Source organism: Myroides odoratimimus (genome assembly GCF_001485415.1).
GTDB classification, from domain to species: Bacteria; Bacteroidota; Bacteroidia; order Flavobacteriales; family Flavobacteriaceae; genus Flavobacterium; species Flavobacterium odoratimimum.
The window spans coordinates 235,778-251,267 of the sequence record NZ_BCMQ01000005.1; the positions used below are offsets into that span (position 1 = coordinate 235,778).

A 15,490-nucleotide genomic window follows, 5' to 3' on the forward strand; every position below is an offset into this window, starting at 1 on the left:
GTTTTTTAGAATTTTACTTCAGGTGCTTTCTCTGCTCCAGCTTCTGCTTGGAAGTAAGGTCTTTCTTTATAATCGCTTAAGAAGAACTTATTAGGCATCTTAAGTACATAACTGTTATATACAGCTACAGCGTCATTAAAACGAGTACGTTGAGTTAATATTTGGTTCTCTGTACTAGCTAGTTCATCTTGTAGTTTTAAGAAGTTTTGATTTGTTTTTAAATCAGGGTATTTCTCTACAGTTACTAATAATCTTCCTAATGCACTAGATACACCAGATTGAGCTTGTTGGAATTCTTGGAATTGTTCAGGGGTTACATTAGATGGGTCTATATTAATAGAAGTAGCTTTTGCACGCGCATTTACTACAGCTTCTAATGTTGATTTTTCGAAGTCAGCAGCCCCTTTTACTGTGTTTACTAAGTTTCCGATAAGGTCGTTTCTACGTTGGTAAGCCCCTTGCACATCAGCCCAAGATTTATCTGTAGCCTGTTTGTGTACTAGAGCCGAGTTGTTGTAGTTCATAGATAGCATAAAGTATCCTCCGATTAATACTACAAGTACGATGATAATTGGTAAAGCTTTTTTCATTTTGATTTTTTGTTATTTAGAGTTCATTTTTAATATTCAGTAGCGCTGTTTTGATTCCTTCTAGTTTCTGTATGATTTCGAAGTTATCCATAATGTCTTTTGCATTCTTCTTCATGTGTTCTTTAGCACCGTCTAGTGTGAATCCTCTTTCTTTCACTAAGTGATAGATGAGCTGAAGATTTTGCACATCCTGAGGTGTGAACATTCGATTTCCTTTTGCATTCTTTCTAGGTTTGATAATGTCAAATTCTTTCTCCCAGAATCGCAATAACGAAGCATTTACATCAAATGCCTTGGCAAGTTCGCCAATGCTATAGTATCGTTTATCAGGTAAGTTTAATTCCATTAGTCAAGTGATTGGTTTTCTTGGTTAGCTTCTTGTGATAGAAGTTCAAATTCTTTAGCAGAGATTTCTCCGTAGTAGTAATTCAGTGGATTGACTACGTTCCCTTGGTAGTGTACCTCATAGTGTAAGTGAGGACCAGAGCTACGCCCAGTACTACCTACATATCCTATGATATCTCCACGTTTAACAGACTGTCCAGCTCGAGCTTGGTACTTGCTTAAGTGAGCGTACCTAGTTAGGTATCCATATCCGTGATCTATCTCGATTAGGTTACCATACCCAGATAGTTCGTTGTTAGCACGGATTACTTTACCGTCTCCAGTAGCGTATATCGGAGTACCTACCTCTGCAGAGAAGTCCATACCAGCGTGGAACTTCTTGATTTTAGTAAAGGGGTCACTACGATATCCGTATCCAGATGCCATTCTCTTTAGATCTTCATTCTTCACTGGCTGTATCGCAGGGATAGAAGATAAGAATTCTTCTTTCTTCTTGGCCAGTGCGATGATGTCATCTAAGGATTGGGACTGTATGGCTACTTGTTTCAGTAGTTGATCCATCTTCACATTCGTTTCTGTCAACAGCTTTTCGTTGTTAAGCCCTACGAATGATCTATATCTATTAATACCTCCTAGGCCAGACTTGCGTTGTTCATCAGGGATAGGCGCGGTATTAAAGTAAGCTCTATAGATATCGTTATCTCGCACCTCTAATTCGTCTAGTACCTCTGTGATCAGGTCAAGTTTCTTGTTTAGAAGAGTATAGTTAGTTTTGAATTCTGCTATTTCTCTAGCTTGTTTCTTTTCTTTAGGAGTTTGTAGGATATCACTATTAATTAAAAAGATTAATCCAAGCACTCCAAAAATAGCTGCTGTTAGTAAAAACAAGAGTATATTACCTATCTGTCTAAACTTTTTAGGGCGTATTTTAAGGAACGCTAATTTTTCAGGGTCGTAATAATATTTTACCTTAGCCATATTTTTAAAAAAACACTATTTTTGCACTATCTTTTTTGTATCTTATAAGAAGTGCTGTCATTGGTTAGCTAACAAATTTAAAAAATGTTTTCGTTATAATGATAGTTTAAGTGCCAAAGAGAATAAAATAAAAGCTAGTTATTCGTTAATTTATAATATGTTTAACAACTAACCGAATAACTTAATAATAAGAATATAAAAGAATAAATTAGTTTCCAAAGGATATGAAATCACAAGAAATTCGTCAGAAGTTTTTAAACTTTTTTGAAGAAAGAGGTCACATGGTAGTGCCTTCTGCTCCGATCGTTCTTAAAGACGATCCAACTTTAATGTTTAATAACTCTGGGATGGCCCAGTTTAAAGAGTATTTCTTAGGAAACGCCAAGCCTAAAAGTAACCGTATCACTGATACACAGAAGTGTCTTCGCGTGTCTGGTAAGCACAATGACTTAGAAGAGGTAGGTATCGATACATACCACCACACAATGTTCGAGATGCTAGGGAACTGGAGTTTCGGAGATTACTTTAAGAAAGAAGCTATCAATTGGGCTTGGGAATTATTGACTGAAGTTTATAACATCCCTAAAGATATTTTATACGTTACTGTATTTGAAGGTAGCGAAGAGGAGAACGTTCCTTTTGACCAAGAAGCTTATGATATTTGGAGTACCCTAATCGGCAAGGATCGTATCCTGATGGGGAATAAGAAAGATAACTTCTGGGAAATGGGAGATCAAGGACCTTGTGGACCATGTACTGAGATACACGTAGATATCCGTAGTGCTGAGGAGAAGGCAAAGATAGCGGGTAGAGAATTAGTGAATGGAGATCATCCACAGGTAGTAGAGATCTGGAATAACGTATTTATGGAGTTTAACCGTAAAGCGGATGGTTCGCTAGAGAAGTTACCTGCTCAGCACGTAGATACAGGTATGGGGTTTGAGCGTCTATGTATGGTGCTTCAAGGAGTACAGTCTAACTATGACACAGATGTATTCTCTCCACTTATCGCTAAAGTATCTGAGCTAACAGGTGGTAAATACACAATGAAAGCAAAAGATGATGAGGAAGAGAAGATTAATATCGCTATCCGCGTTATCGTTGACCACGTAAGAGCAGTTGCCTTTGCTATTGCAGATGGGCAGTTGCCTTCTAACAATGGAGCAGGGTATGTGATCCGTCGTATCTTACGTCGTGCTATTCGCTATGCATTTACGTTCTTAGATAAGAAAGAACCATTCATCTATGAGTTAGTAGAGGTGTTAAGTACACAGATGGGAGCATTCTTCCCAGAAATCACTAGTCAAAAAGAATTAGTGAAAAACGTGATTAAAGAAGAAGAAACTTCTTTCTTAAGAACGTTAGAGCAAGGGTTACATTTATTAGACAATGTGATCAAACAAACAGAAGGTAAAGTAGTATCAGGAGTGAAGGCTTTTGAACTATACGATACTTTTGGTTTCCCTATTGACTTGACAGCGCTTATCCTTAGAGAGAAAGGGTATGAACTAGACGAAGCTGGTTTTGACGCAGCAATGTTAGAACAAAAAACACGTTCTCGTGCGGCTTCAGAAGTATCTACTGATGACTGGACTGTGTTAGTGTCAGGAAATGTAGAGCAGTTCGTAGGATATGATCAGTTAGAGAATGAAGTGAAGATCACTCGTTATAGAAAGATTGACAGTAAAAAAGATGGTAAGTTATTCCAAATCGTGTTAGATTCTACTCCATTCTATCCAGAAGGAGGAGGACAGGTAGGAGATACTGGAATATTAGTATCTGCTAATGACACTATCCAAGTAATCGATACGAAAAAAGAGAATAACTTAATATTACATATCGTAAGAGAGCTTCCTGCTAATGTAGAAGGAACTCTAGTAGCGAAGGTAGATGTAGAAGCGCGTAAGCAATCTATGGCTAACCACTCTGCTACTCACTTACTACACCAAGCATTGCGCACTATCTTAGGTACTCACGTAGAACAAAAAGGTTCGTTAGTGGCTCCTACGCACTTGCGCTTTGACTTCTCTCACTTCTCTAAAGTGACAGAAGAAGAGTTAGCACAAGTAGAGGTATTCGTGAATGATAGAATTCACGATCACTTGCCATTAGTAGAGCGCAGAAGTATACCGATGGCTCAGGCTATTGCTGAAGGTGCTATGGCATTATTCGGTGAAAAATACGGTGATGAGGTACGTGCTATTAAGTTTGGAGAGAGTATGGAGCTATGTGGAGGTACTCACGTAGGAAATACAAGTGATATCTGGCAGTTCAAGATCGTAAGTGAAGGAGCTGTAGCTGCTGGTATTCGTCGTATTGAGGCGATTACGAATAAAGCTGCTCGTCAGTTCTACGTAGAACAAGAAGATACATTAAAAGAGCTTAAAGCAGTATTAAAGAATCCACAAGATACCTTAAAAGCGGTAGTATCTCTTCAAGATGAGAATGCTAAACTTAAAAAACAAGTAGAGCAATTATTAAAAGAGAAAGCAAAGAACCTAAAAGGAGACTTAAAAGGTCAAATCCAAGAGGTAAACGGTATCTCTTTCTTAGCTGTAGAAGTGGACTTAGATGCTGCTGGAGCAAAGGACCTTGCGTATGAGTTAGGTAATGAGTTCTCTAATCTATATGTACTGCTTGGTAGTGTAGCGAATGATAAGCCAATGCTGACTTGTTATGTATCTAAAGATATAGTAGAGAGCAAAGGTCTTAATGCAGGTACTATCGTACGTGAGTTAGGTAAACACATCCAAGGTGGTGGTGGTGGACAAGCGTTCTTCGCTACAGCAGGAGGTAAGAACCCAGCAGGTATGGCAGACGCTATCGCTCACGCAAAAGATTATTTGAAATAGTATTATATTTGTAATAATAATAGATAAAAAAAGATTCTCATATGAGAATCTTTTTTTTGTTCAAGAGTTCATCAGATTATGAAGTTTAGTACAGTAGTGCCTACTAAGGTAGCAAAGGATAGAATTAAATACGAGCATAAGATCTTATCTATGGGATCTTGTTTTGCTGTGAATATAAGTGATAAGCTAAAAGAGTATCAGTTCCAAAGTGTGGTGAATCCATTCGGTATTCTGTTTCACCCTATCGCGATAGAGCGCATATTAGAGTATGCGGTGAAAGGGCATGAATTTACAAGTGCAGATGTGTTCTGTCATAACGAGGTGTGGAGTAGCTTTATCGCACATTCTGATTTGAATGAATTAGAAGAAGAAGATATCGTGACGAAGCTGAATGTAAAGTTGTTTGACTTACAGGTAGCTTTAAAAGAGAGCTCGTTTATGTATATCACTTTAGGAACAGCTTGGGTATATGAGCATATCGAGAGTGGAATGGTTGTTGCCAATTGTCATAAGGTAGCGCAGAGTAATTTCAAAAAGAGGTTATTAAGTACTGAAGAAGTGAAGGTTAGCTTGTCTAAAATTATTACATTAGTACAAGCTATTAATCCGGATATACAGATTGTGTTTACGGTGTCTCCAGTGAGACATTTTAAAGATGGTATAGTAGAGAATCAGAGAAGTAAGTCAGTATTATTTACTGCCTTACACGATGTGTTAGATCAGCAAAGTGGAGATAAAATTAGTTACTTCCCTTCTTATGAGATTGTAATGGATGAGCTAAGAGATTATCGCTTTTATAAAGCTGATATGTTACATCCAAATGAGTTGGCGATAGATTATATCTGGGAGCGCTTTGTGACGACTTGGATTCATCCTGATATGTATCCGATTATGCATAAAGTAGATGAGGTGCAAAAAGGATTGAACCATAGACCTTTTAACCCTACTGCAGAACAGCACTTAGCTTTCTTAGATACATTGGTAGCCAAGATAGATTACTTATTAGAGAAATATCCATTTATGAACTTTAGATAGTTATGAGAAAGTTATTGCGCGTACTCTTCGGTATATTTATAGTGCTCTTCTTTATGTTTGCAGGAGTTGTTTTGTATAACAGCTTTGTGAAGGGGGATAAAGATGATATGCAATACAATACAGCTCTAATCCAAGAGCAGTTAAAAAACGTGAGTAAACTAGTCGTGACAGAAGCTACTTTCTCACAAGTAATGACGTATAAGGATCAGCAGAAATACTTTTTAAATATGCTTTCTTTTGATAAAAAGGCTGTGGTTATTATTAATGCAAAGGCTACAGTGTCTTATGATTTGAGTCAACTGCAATATCAGATCGATGAGAAGAATAAGGTAGTGCAATTAATATATATACCAGAAGCAGAAGTTAATATATATCCTGACTATAAAATACTAGATGTAGAACAGAGTACTTTCAACCCTTTTAAAGGTGATGACTACAATAAGATTAATGCAAAAGTGAAGAAAGACTTAGAAGATAAAATAGAAAAGTCCACTTTAAAATCGAATGCGGAGAATCGACTTATAAGTGAACTTTCTAAAATATTAATAGTTACCAATACTCTAGGTTGGAAACTAGAGTATCAAGGTAACGTTATTCAAAGTGATAAAGATTTGGTATTAGATATAGCTTTATAAGCTTTTTAGAATAATATCTATACCGTCTTTGATTAAATGAGCTACTTCAGGTCTGTTTGTTTGAACAGATTTAAGGTGGCTCATTGCTTTTTCAGCTAATACTGTATTTGAAGCTTTTTTAGCTAATTCCAGTATTTCTACTGTAAGTAACCAATCAGAAGGGTATTCGTTGATTAGAACATCTAGTACGTTGTTTAAATCAGTTGTTTTACTCTCTTCTCTCATGGCTCTAACTTCTTGGTAGAAGTTTTCAAGCTTTATTTTACTCTCGTCTCTTTTTGCTTTTATTGTTTGGCTAGAAGGAACATGATTGATTAGATCAAAACTGTGGTAGTCAGCAGGTCCTGAGAAAGCAGAAATCACATGAGCACCAACAGCCATATCATAAGTCCCCCATTCTGGTTGGAATAGTACTTCATCATTGTGCTTCACTGTACAGTCACTAAAACTAATCAGAATAATCTTACCATGTATATTGCGAATACCCGTGATATTAGTTCCAGATACAGTGATCCCTCCTTCGAACTCTAGAGTTACTGGCTTGCCTTCATATAAGTTATAAGCTTTTAGATCTCTAGGGCTCATGTCTTCTATAGCAAGGTTGATTCCCTTTAAACGACCTAATGCAGTACCAAAACCATGTGGATGAGTCTCTGTGCCGTGTCCTACTAATTCTTTCTCTCTATAAGACAAAGCTGTTTTGCCTGTTGTCTGTACATAAGCAGGTGTGCCTTCGTGTTCGATTACACGTGTAAATACACCTGATATCTGTAGACCTGTATTCAGTTCTATCGTACCTAAGGCTTTAGAGTCTATTAGTTTGTTTATTCCCATTAAGCCTCCTTTTCTTAAAGCCATCTTATTTGCAAACTCTTCTAATACTTCACTTAGATAAGCAAAGTCAGGAGTTACATATAACTGAGGTTGAGGTTTAGTGATATCAAAGCCTTGGTATGCAGCTTCTATGCTGTAAGGAAGTTTTTTTACATTATCAGTCATACACCATGCACTCTCTCCGATAGAAGATAGTAAGCCTGCTCCGTATATCTTAGGGTTATCCGTAGTACCGATTAATCCATACTCTACTGTCCACCAGTGAAGATTACGGATAAGTGCCATCTCAGAAGGTTCTTCTGTTATACCTTGTAAATAATCTACCTGCTCTTCTGCCTTTTTGATTTCTTCAGGGTCTACACCCTCAGCCTCTTTTAAGATAGACAGTAAGCGGATAGCTTCATATATCTCATAGTCTCTGCCAGAAGAAATAGCCTTACAGCCTATCTCTCCGAAGCGTCTCAGATACTCAGCATACTCAGGGTTAGCGATAATAGGAGCATGTCCTGCCCCTTCGTGTATAATGTCTGGTGCAGGTGTGTATTCTATATTTTCTAATTGTCTAATATCTGATGCAATAACAAGTACTTTATACGCCTGAAACTCCATAAAGGCATTCGGTGGTATAAAGCCATCTACTGCTACAGCAGCCCAACCAATTTCTTTTAATATTCTATTCATCCCATACATACTAGGGATACTTTCTATAGAAATACCTGTTTTAGCTAGACCGTCAAGATATGATTCGTGAGCAACTTTAGATAGATAATCAACATTTTTACGCATAACGTATCGCCACACAGCTTGATTAATAGGTGTATAATCCTGATAACTCTGTGGTTTGATAAATTGTTTTAAATGCTGTGGCAATCTTTCGATCAAGTCGTTACTTTCATATTCTTGTGTTTTCATAAATGAAATTTGTTATTGTTTGTCGTAAATATAATAAAAACAATGGACGATAGGCACTCAGAATACCCTATTATTGTGTTTTTAGTCGAATCATTAAGAGAATTCTTTGGAAAAGTATAAAAGAACAGAGGCTCTCCTTTAAGGGAAAGCCTCTGTGTATATCATCTATAGGAAGAATTATTTCTTCTCTAGCGTAGGAGGGAACTTAGTTAATATCTTTTCGATAAACTCATGTATTCTCTCTTCTTTTTTCTCTGGAGTAGGTGCATTGTCTAGGTATCCTGTTCCTATTCCTTGCCAGATTAAGGCTTTTTTCTTTGTGTCTAGAACGTCTATATAAAGTGTCCCCTCTATAGAAGTAGACACTGTCGTATTATTAGGTCCCCAATATGGTCCCCATCCCCAACCGTAGTATCCGTAAGGAGAATAGAAGTTGTTATGGGTAGTCACATTGACTTGTTTTGACGCTTTAGTGAAAATATTAATAACAAAATCAGGATTGCTACTAGCTTTTGTAAAACCTTTTGCTGTAAGATTACTATCAATAGCAGTTAGAATTCTCTTCTTGTCTAAGTCATTAATCGTTGCTTGATCAATACCTTCTTTAAAGAAAGCATACGTTTTGTATTGTTCGAAGTCCACAGCTTTATCATAATCTGCTGTTACTTTAACGCTACTACATGATGCTATAAATAACATCAATAGAGCTAGTGGTAATAATTTAATAGCTTTCATGAGTGAAATTGTTTTAATTGTTATTTCAATAAGTTTTCATCTACTATATTTGGAATAGTTACTTTTAGAAGTGGTTCTACTTCCATCGCTCTTTTTATTGCAAAAATAGCTTCGTCATTTCTAGCCCAGCTTCTTCTAGCGATTCCATTATTAACATCCCAGAATAGCATTGATTCTAATCTTTTTTGTGCTTCAATAGTACCATCAAGTAACATACCAAAACCACCATTGATTACTTCTCCCCATCCTACACCACCACCATTGTGGATAGATACCCAAGTAGCTCCTCTGAAACTGTCTCCGATAACGTTATGGATAGCCATATCAGCTGTGAATTTAGAACCATCATAGATATTAGACGTTTCTCTGTATGGTGAGTCTGTACCTGATACATCATGGTGATCTCTTCCTAATACTACAGGGCCTATCTTACCTGCTTTAATAGCGTCGTTAAATGCTCTGGCGATATTAATACGCCCTTCAGCATCTGCATATAAGATACGAGCTTGTGACCCTACTACTAGTTTATTCTCTTGAGCACCTTTTATCCAACGGATATTATCAGCCATCTGTTGTTGTATTTCTACAGGCGAGTTTTTAATCATCTCTTCTAATACCTCACAAGCGATCTCATCTGTTTTGGCTAGATCTTCTGGCTTACCAGATGTACATACCCATCTAAATGGTCCAAATCCGTAGTCAAAACACATTGGCCCCATAATATCCTGTACATAACTAGGGTATTTAAAGTCGATATTATTAGCTGCCATAACATCAGCTCCTGCTCTAGAGGCTTCTAATAAGAAAGCATTTCCATAGTCAAAGAAATAAGTTCCTTTAGCTGTGTGTTTATTAATAGCGGCAGCTTGTCGTCTTAGAGACTCTTGTACTAGTTCTTTAAACTTAGCTGGGTTATTAGCCATTAAGTCATTTGCTTCTTCAAAAGCAACGCCTACTGGGTAGTATCCTCCTGCCCAAGGGTTGTGAAGAGAGGTCTGATCAGAACCTAAGTCTATGTATAAATCTTGTTTGTCAAATTCTTCCCATATATCTACTACGTTACCTTGGTATGCGATAGATACGATTTCTTTATGCTCTTGTGCTTTTTTAACGCGAACGACTAGGGCGTTGATATCAGTTATTACTTCGTCTACCCATCCTTGAGAATGTCTAGTATGTACTGCTTTAGGGTTTACCTCTGCACATACCGTAATACATCCTGCAATATTTCCAGCTTTTGGTTGAGCACCACTCATTCCTCCTAATCCTGAAGTCACAAACAGCTTACCTGCTAATCCTTCTCCGTTTTTAGCTATTTTTCTACCGCCGTTTAGCACTGTGATTGTTGTCCCGTGTACGATACCTTGAGGACCTATATACATATAGCTACCTGCAGTCATCTGACCGTACTGTGTCACACCTAACGCATTGAACTTTTCCCAATCATCCGGTTTCGAGTAGTTAGGGATCATCATACCATTAGTCACTACTACACGAGGTGCGTTTTTATGAGAAGGGAATAGCCCCATAGGATGACCAGAATACATTACTAATGTCTGCTCGTCAGTCATCTCTCCTAAATACTTCATCGTCAGTAAGTATTGAGCCCAGTTAGAAAACACAGCTCCATTACCTCCGTAAGTAATTAACTCATGTGGATGTTGTGCTACAGCATAGTCAAGGTTGTTTTGGATCATTAGCATGATTGCCTTCGCTTGTAGACATTGTCCAGGATATTCATCTATTGGTCTAGCATACATCTTGTAGTCCGGGCGTAGACGGTACATATAGATTCTTCCGTACTTTTCAAGTTCTTCTTTGAACTCAGGGATAAGTGTACTGTGGTTCTCACTTGGGAAATAGCGTAGCGCATTCTTAAGGGCTAATACTTTCTCATCATCAGATAAGATTTCTTTTCTCTTAGGAGCGTGGTTGATAGATAAATCATACTCTTTCTTAGGAGGTAACACAGTCGGTATCCCTTGTAAAATATGTTCTTGAAAAGTCATTTTTATAATTTTTTGTTTGTTATTAATTTTTATTTAAATACTAGTGAATTAGCCAAATCATTAACTATTTTTGCTACGTTGACGCTTTATTACACTAGCTGTAGTAAAACTGATGGGAAGATAGTAATAAACTTGGATAAAATTAATATCTCGATTATTAAAAAGTTCTAAAAAAAGAGAGTGGTAATTGTTTGTAAATATTTAGTTCCTAAAGGATATCAGGGAATAACATTGTTTCCCTTTATTATTTTAAGATCAGCAGAATCTAAAGGAGATCGTTATTTACTAAATCATGAACGCATCCATCTAAGGCAACAAATAGAACTGTTGATTGTGTTATTTTATCTTTGGTATGTTTTAGATTTTGTGTGGCGTTATTTTCAAACTAAGGATGTGAAAAAGGCATATCGTAAGAACCTGTTTGAGAGAGAAGCGTATCAATATGAACACAATCTTGACTATTTAAAAACGAGAAGACTTTATTCATTCTTAAGAAATAATACTAATGTTTGAGAGCGAGAATGTATATAATGAACAATTGAAAGTAGAATTGCCTAGAGGGATTACTATTTTTGTCAAGAGAGAAGATTTATTACATGAAGAAGTATCAGGTAATAAGTTTAGAAAATTAAAGTACAATATTTTAAAGGCGCAAGAGTTAGGATATAGTAAGCTTTTGACATTCGGGGGGGCATATTCTAACCATATAGCGGCTACTGCCGCGGCAGGACGTATCTGTGGAGTAGAGACGATAGGTATCATTAGAGGTGAAGAGCTAGAAAATAACTACACAGGCAATCCAACACTAACGAAGGCAGTAGAGGATGGAATGACGCTTGGTTTTATGACGCGCACAGAGTATAGAAGTAAAGGAGAGGTAGAGATCATCGATAGACTAAAAGCTAGGTATGGAGATTTTTATTTAGTACCAGAAGGAGGAACGAATGCAGAGGCAATAAAGGGAACAGAAGAAATATTAAAAGAAGGTGATGAGGCCTTTGATTATATCTGTACAGCTGTAGGAACAGGAGGGACGATAGCGGGTATTATTAACAGTTCTCATCAGAATCAAACCATATTAGGCTTTCCTGCCCTTAAAGGGAGCTTTTTATATGAGGATATTCGTAAGTTTGCTACTAATGACAATTGGGACTTAGTTTTAGACTATCACTTCGGAGGATATGCTAAGTACAATGAGGAATTGCTGTCATTTCTAAGAGAACTCTATAGACTGACAGGCGTTTTGTTTGATCCTATTTATAATGGTAAGATGATATACGGGGTGTTAGAAGAGATTAAGAAAGGAAGATTTAAGGATAATAGTAAAATACTTGTAATACACACTGGTGGCTTGCAAGGTTGGAATGAAAAGATAAATATTTAGCAATAGTAATGTATGTATAGAAGAATCATTTTTTTTATTTGTATGGTCTTTCTTGTTGGGTGTGCTAGCAAGAAAACTCCAATGCCTAAGAGTAAGGCTCTAACTACGAAGAGATATCCTGCTCCTACTGGAAAAAAAGTAAAAGAAAAAGAACTCGTGTCTAAGTCTGAGTATAGAGATAAACTTCAGAAAAATGAAGTGGATAGAAAAAAAGAAGAGAAGAAGAGAAGCTCTAGTGAGGTCTTAGAAGCTACCTCTAGACTAAGTGTGACGACTGATATGATACGCGACTATATACTTACATATAAAGATGTTGCAAAAGATAATATGACGACATACGGGATCCCTGCTAGTATTAAATTAGCTCAAGGGGTGTTAGAATCTGGCTCAGGACAAGGGACACTGAGTAGAAATGCGAATAACCACTTCGGTATTAAGTGTCATCAAGGATGGGACGGTGAGTCTGTACGCCATACAGATGATGCACCAGACGAATGCTTTAGAAAATATAGCAATCCTAACGAATCTTATACAGACCACTCTCTGTTTTTAACGAATAGAGGGCGTTATAGCAGTCTGTTTTTATTAGAAAAGGATGATTATGAAGGATGGGCAGTAGGACTAAAGAGTGCGGGGTATGCTACTGACCCTAGATATGCTGAGAAGTTGATCAGTCTTATCGAACGATATGAACTGTATAAATACGATGCTGAGGTGCTAAATAAGACTGTGACAGGGCCTAGACCTAGAACAATAGCTACAACGACTGATAAGCCGAGTACAGTAACAGAAACTAAATCTACATCGAAGTCTTCTCAGTCTAGTGCTAAAAGTAAAGGGACGGTACATGTAGTGAAAAAAGGTGATACATTATACTCTATCTCTAAGAGATATAATACCACTGTAGCACAAGTACAGAAAATGAATAAATTAACAGGAACAAACCTTTCAATAGGTCAAACTTTAAAAATAAAATAATATGTTATACCAAAGAAGTAGTAAGCTTTTTGCAGAAGCTGAGAAAGTGATACCAGGAGGAGTTAACTCTCCAGTACGTGCTTTTAAATCTGTCGGAGGAACTCCTATCTTCGTTAAAGAGGCTAAAGGAGCATATTTATACGATGAGGATGGTAATAAACTTATAGATTATATTAACTCTTGGGGACCTATGATCTTAGGACATGCTTATGAGCCAGTAGTTAATGCTGTAGTCGAAAAAGCAAAACTAGGGACTTCTTTTGGGATGCCTACAGAGATAGAGACACAGATAGCTGAGCTAGCTGTATCTATGGTACCTAATATTGATAAAATTCGCTTTGTGAATTCTGGTACAGAAGCCTGTATGAGTGCTATTAGATTAGCTAGAGGGTATACAGATAGAGAGAAGATTGTCAAATTTAAAGGTTGTTATCACGGGCACTCAGATTCATTCTTGATTTCTGCAGGAAGTGGAGCTGTTACTTTTGGTTCTCCTAACAGTCCTGGTGTAACTGCAGGTACAGCAAAAGATACTTTATTAGCAGATTATAATAATCTGAGTAATGTAGAGTCTATCCTAGAAGCCAATAAAGGAGAAGTAGCTGCGATCATCATCGAGCCTGTAGCGGGGAATATGGGATGTGTACCTCCTGCAAAAGGATTTTTAGAGGGATTAAGAACACTATGTGATAAACATGGTGCGCTATTAATCTTTGATGAGGTGATGACAGGGTTCCGTCTAGCGAAAGGTGGAGCACAAGAATTATTTGGTGTGAATGCCGACATCGTTACTTTTGGTAAAGTGATTGGTGGAGGATTGCCAGTAGGAGCTTTTGCTTCTCGTAACGAGATTATGAATTACCTTGCACCAGTGGGGCCTGTATACCAAGCAGGAACACTATCTGGTAATCCATTAGCGATGGCAGCTGGTCTTACGATGTTACAAGAGATTAATAAGGATGCTGATTTATTTAAGCGCCTTGAAGAAAAGACAGCATATTTAGAAAAAGGAATGCGCAAGGTATTAACAGATAATAAAGTAGCTTATACGATTAACCGTGTGGGATCTATGATCTCTGTATTCTTTGACGAAAGAGAAGTTGTTGATTTCGAAACAGCAGGGTATGGTAATAACGATACGTTTAAGAAATTCTTCCATGGATTATTAGCTGAAGGGGTATATATCGCTCCATCATCTTATGAAACTTGGTTTATTACTGACGCATTGACTTATGAAGATTTAGATTACACGATTAATGCAGTGAATAAGATCTTCTCTTAAGCGAATTATTGCAATTTCAAAATACAGATCAATAACCTATTCTATGGAAAGAATAGGTTATTTTTTTATCTGCTATTTTGGGAGTTATCGCATAGTGGTCGCATAGTGATGGGATAGTGGTCGCATATTTTTGCCTGTTTTTAATGCGATCACTATGCGATAAGTGTCTTATCATTATGTTATGATAGGTATCTATGAGGACTAAATGAGATATTGTGTAGACTGTAGTGAGATGTTGTTAATAAAAAAGCACACCGAAGTGTGCTTGTAATCTATAGTATTTAGGCTATTATAAGTCTAGTTTTAATTGATCAGGTAGAAGTTTAAAAGACATTCTATGGTACTTGCAAGGGCCATATTTTGCAATAGCTTCTCTGTGTTCTTTAGTAGGGTATCCTTTGTTTTTCTTCCAATTGTACATTGGGAATTCCTCGTGGATTTTATCCATATAATCATCTCGATACGTCTTTGCTAATATAGAGGCAGCTGCTAAGCTTAGGTATTTCATATCTCCTTTGACAATACACTGATGAGGTAAATCTGGGATAGGAGTGAACTTATTTCCATCTATAATGAGAAACTCTGGTTTAGGGTCTAAGTCAAGTACAGAAAGAGTCATAGCCTTAATAGAAGCGTGTAAGATGTTTAGTTCTTCGATTGCGTCTTCGTGAAGATGAGTCACTTTATAAGTTAATGCCTGATCTTCTATGATATCTCGGAGTTTGTATCGTATCTTAGAGGTGATTTTTTTAGAATCGTTTATTTCTTCATTGATAAAGTCTAGTGGGAGTATTACAGCTGCAGCCGTTACAGGGCCAGCGATGCATCCTCTACCAGCTTCGTCAGTACCAGCTTCTAAGCTAAACTCGGAGAAATTTTTTAATAACATCTAAAGTCTCGTTTTTAATTACCGCAAATGTA

The 15,490-nt window shown here is 37.1% G+C and carries 14 protein-coding genes; 7 read left to right on the plus strand and 7 right to left on the minus strand.

Annotated features, from left to right (window positions below):
- Window positions 1–5: 5 nt before the first annotated feature.
- From MODO_RS07085 to MODO_RS07095, 3 genes are read right to left on the minus strand one after another with little or no spacing between them, the layout of a single operon-like run.
- Window positions 6–590 (minus strand): LemA family protein, encoded by a 585-nt coding sequence (locus MODO_RS07085; protein WP_006259639.1) that lies wholly within the window; start codon window positions 588–590, stop codon window positions 6–8.
- Between the two features lie 16 nt (window positions 591–606).
- Window positions 607–936: a MerR family transcriptional regulator gene (locus MODO_RS07090; protein ID WP_006259638.1), complete on the minus strand. Its 330-nt coding sequence runs from the start codon at window positions 934–936 to the stop codon at window positions 607–609.
- Window positions 936–1,913 (minus strand): M23 family metallopeptidase, encoded by a 978-nt coding sequence (locus tag MODO_RS07095; protein ID WP_006259637.1) that lies wholly within the window; start codon window positions 1,911–1,913, stop codon window positions 936–938. Before MODO_RS07095 ends, MODO_RS07090 begins: the two co-directional genes overlap by 1 nt.
- Before the next feature lie 224 nt (window positions 1,914–2,137).
- Here MODO_RS07095 and alaS point away from each other — a divergent pair, with 224 nt between their 5' ends.
- The 3 genes from alaS to MODO_RS07110 all read left to right on the plus strand — a co-directional run bounded on the left by alaS (window position 2,138) and on the right by MODO_RS07110 (window position 6,435).
- Window positions 2,138–4,765: an alanine--tRNA ligase gene (gene alaS / locus MODO_RS07100; protein ID WP_006259636.1), complete on the plus strand. Its 2,628-nt coding sequence runs from the start codon at window positions 2,138–2,140 to the stop codon at window positions 4,763–4,765.
- Window positions 4,766–4,843: 78 nt separating this feature from the next.
- On the plus strand, window positions 4,844–5,800 hold the full coding sequence (locus MODO_RS07105) for a GSCFA domain-containing protein (protein ID WP_006259635.1): 957 nt from the start codon (window positions 4,844–4,846) through the stop codon (window positions 5,798–5,800).
- A 2-nt stretch (window positions 5,801–5,802) separates the two neighbouring features.
- Window positions 5,803–6,435 (plus strand): DUF4230 domain-containing protein, encoded by a 633-nt coding sequence (locus MODO_RS07110; protein ID WP_006259634.1) that lies wholly within the window; start codon window positions 5,803–5,805, stop codon window positions 6,433–6,435.
- Here MODO_RS07110 and MODO_RS07115 read toward each other — a convergent pair.
- The 3 genes from MODO_RS07115 to hutU all read right to left on the minus strand — a co-directional run bounded on the left by MODO_RS07115 (window position 6,430) and on the right by hutU (window position 10,925).
- Entirely contained in the window at window positions 6,430–8,181 is a 1,752-nt protein-coding gene (locus MODO_RS07115; protein WP_006259633.1) for an aromatic amino acid hydroxylase, read from the minus strand. The two genes, MODO_RS07110 and MODO_RS07115, sit on opposite strands and share 6 nt — an antisense overlap.
- Before the next feature lie 177 nt (window positions 8,182–8,358).
- The gene (locus MODO_RS07120) at window positions 8,359–8,916 is read right to left on the minus strand and encodes a DUF4136 domain-containing protein (RefSeq protein ID WP_006259632.1); all 558 of its coding nucleotides are present in this window, start codon (window positions 8,914–8,916) and stop codon (window positions 8,359–8,361) included.
- A 20-nt stretch (window positions 8,917–8,936) separates the two neighbouring features.
- On the minus strand, window positions 8,937–10,925 hold the full coding sequence (hutU, locus tag MODO_RS07125; RefSeq protein WP_006259631.1) for a urocanate hydratase: 1,989 nt from the start codon (window positions 10,923–10,925) through the stop codon (window positions 8,937–8,939).
- Window positions 10,926–11,105: 180 nt separating this feature from the next.
- On the opposite strand from hutU, the gene MODO_RS19575 reads away from it, so the two are divergent.
- From MODO_RS19575 to hemL, 4 genes are all read left to right on the plus strand, one after another.
- Window positions 11,106–11,438, plus strand: a complete 333-nt coding sequence (locus tag MODO_RS19575; protein WP_006259630.1) for a hypothetical protein — start codon at window positions 11,106–11,108, stop codon at window positions 11,436–11,438.
- Entirely contained in the window at window positions 11,431–12,309 is an 879-nt protein-coding gene (locus MODO_RS07135) for a 1-aminocyclopropane-1-carboxylate deaminase/D-cysteine desulfhydrase (RefSeq protein WP_006259629.1), read from the plus strand. Before MODO_RS19575 ends, MODO_RS07135 begins: the two co-directional genes overlap by 8 nt.
- An 81-nt stretch (window positions 12,310–12,390) precedes the next feature.
- Complete coding sequence (locus MODO_RS07140; RefSeq protein ID WP_006259628.1) at window positions 12,391–13,287, plus strand: glucosaminidase domain-containing protein; 897 nt, start codon at window positions 12,391–12,393, stop codon at window positions 13,285–13,287.
- A gap of 1 nt (window position 13,288) precedes the next feature.
- Complete coding sequence (gene hemL, locus MODO_RS07145; RefSeq protein ID WP_006259627.1) at window positions 13,289–14,569, plus strand: glutamate-1-semialdehyde 2,1-aminomutase; 1,281 nt, start codon at window positions 13,289–13,291, stop codon at window positions 14,567–14,569.
- 289 nt (window positions 14,570–14,858) lie between these two features.
- Here the strand turns inward: hemL and rnhB are convergent, their stop codons facing one another.
- The gene (gene rnhB, locus MODO_RS07150) at window positions 14,859–15,458 is read right to left on the minus strand and encodes a ribonuclease HII (protein ID WP_006259626.1); all 600 of its coding nucleotides are present in this window, start codon (window positions 15,456–15,458) and stop codon (window positions 14,859–14,861) included.
- Between the last annotated feature and the right edge of the window lie 32 nt (window positions 15,459–15,490).

What these genes read in the sequence shown, in the direction of transcription:
- MODO_RS07085 (WP_006259639.1), bottom strand. Translation starts at nt 590, where the DNA reads ATGAAAAAAGCTTTACCAATTATCATCGTACTTGTAGTATTAATCGGA.
- MODO_RS07090 (WP_006259638.1), bottom strand. Translation starts at nt 936, where the DNA reads ATGGAATTAAACTTACCTGATAAACGATACTATAGCATTGGCGAACTT.
- MODO_RS07095 (WP_006259637.1), bottom strand. Translation starts at nt 1,913, where the DNA reads ATGGCTAAGGTAAAATATTATTACGACCCTGAAAAATTAGCGTTCCTT.
- alaS (WP_006259636.1), top strand. Translation starts at nt 2,138, where the DNA reads ATGAAATCACAAGAAATTCGTCAGAAGTTTTTAAACTTTTTTGAAGAA.
- MODO_RS07105 (WP_006259635.1), top strand. Translation starts at nt 4,844, where the DNA reads ATGAAGTTTAGTACAGTAGTGCCTACTAAGGTAGCAAAGGATAGAATT.
- MODO_RS07110 (WP_006259634.1), top strand. Translation starts at nt 5,803, where the DNA reads ATGAGAAAGTTATTGCGCGTACTCTTCGGTATATTTATAGTGCTCTTC.
- MODO_RS07115 (WP_006259633.1), bottom strand. Translation starts at nt 8,181, where the DNA reads ATGAAAACACAAGAATATGAAAGTAACGACTTGATCGAAAGATTGCCA.
- MODO_RS07120 (WP_006259632.1), bottom strand. Translation starts at nt 8,916, where the DNA reads ATGAAAGCTATTAAATTATTACCACTAGCTCTATTGATGTTATTTATA.
- hutU (WP_006259631.1), bottom strand. Translation starts at nt 10,925, where the DNA reads ATGACTTTTCAAGAACATATTTTACAAGGGATACCGACTGTGTTACCT.
- MODO_RS07135 (WP_006259629.1), top strand. Translation starts at nt 11,431, where the DNA reads ATGTTTGAGAGCGAGAATGTATATAATGAACAATTGAAAGTAGAATTG.
- MODO_RS07140 (WP_006259628.1), top strand. Translation starts at nt 12,391, where the DNA reads ATGCCTAAGAGTAAGGCTCTAACTACGAAGAGATATCCTGCTCCTACT.
- hemL (WP_006259627.1), top strand. Translation starts at nt 13,289, where the DNA reads ATGTTATACCAAAGAAGTAGTAAGCTTTTTGCAGAAGCTGAGAAAGTG.
- rnhB (WP_006259626.1), bottom strand. Translation starts at nt 15,458, where the DNA reads ATGTTATTAAAAAATTTCTCCGAGTTTAGCTTAGAAGCTGGTACTGAC.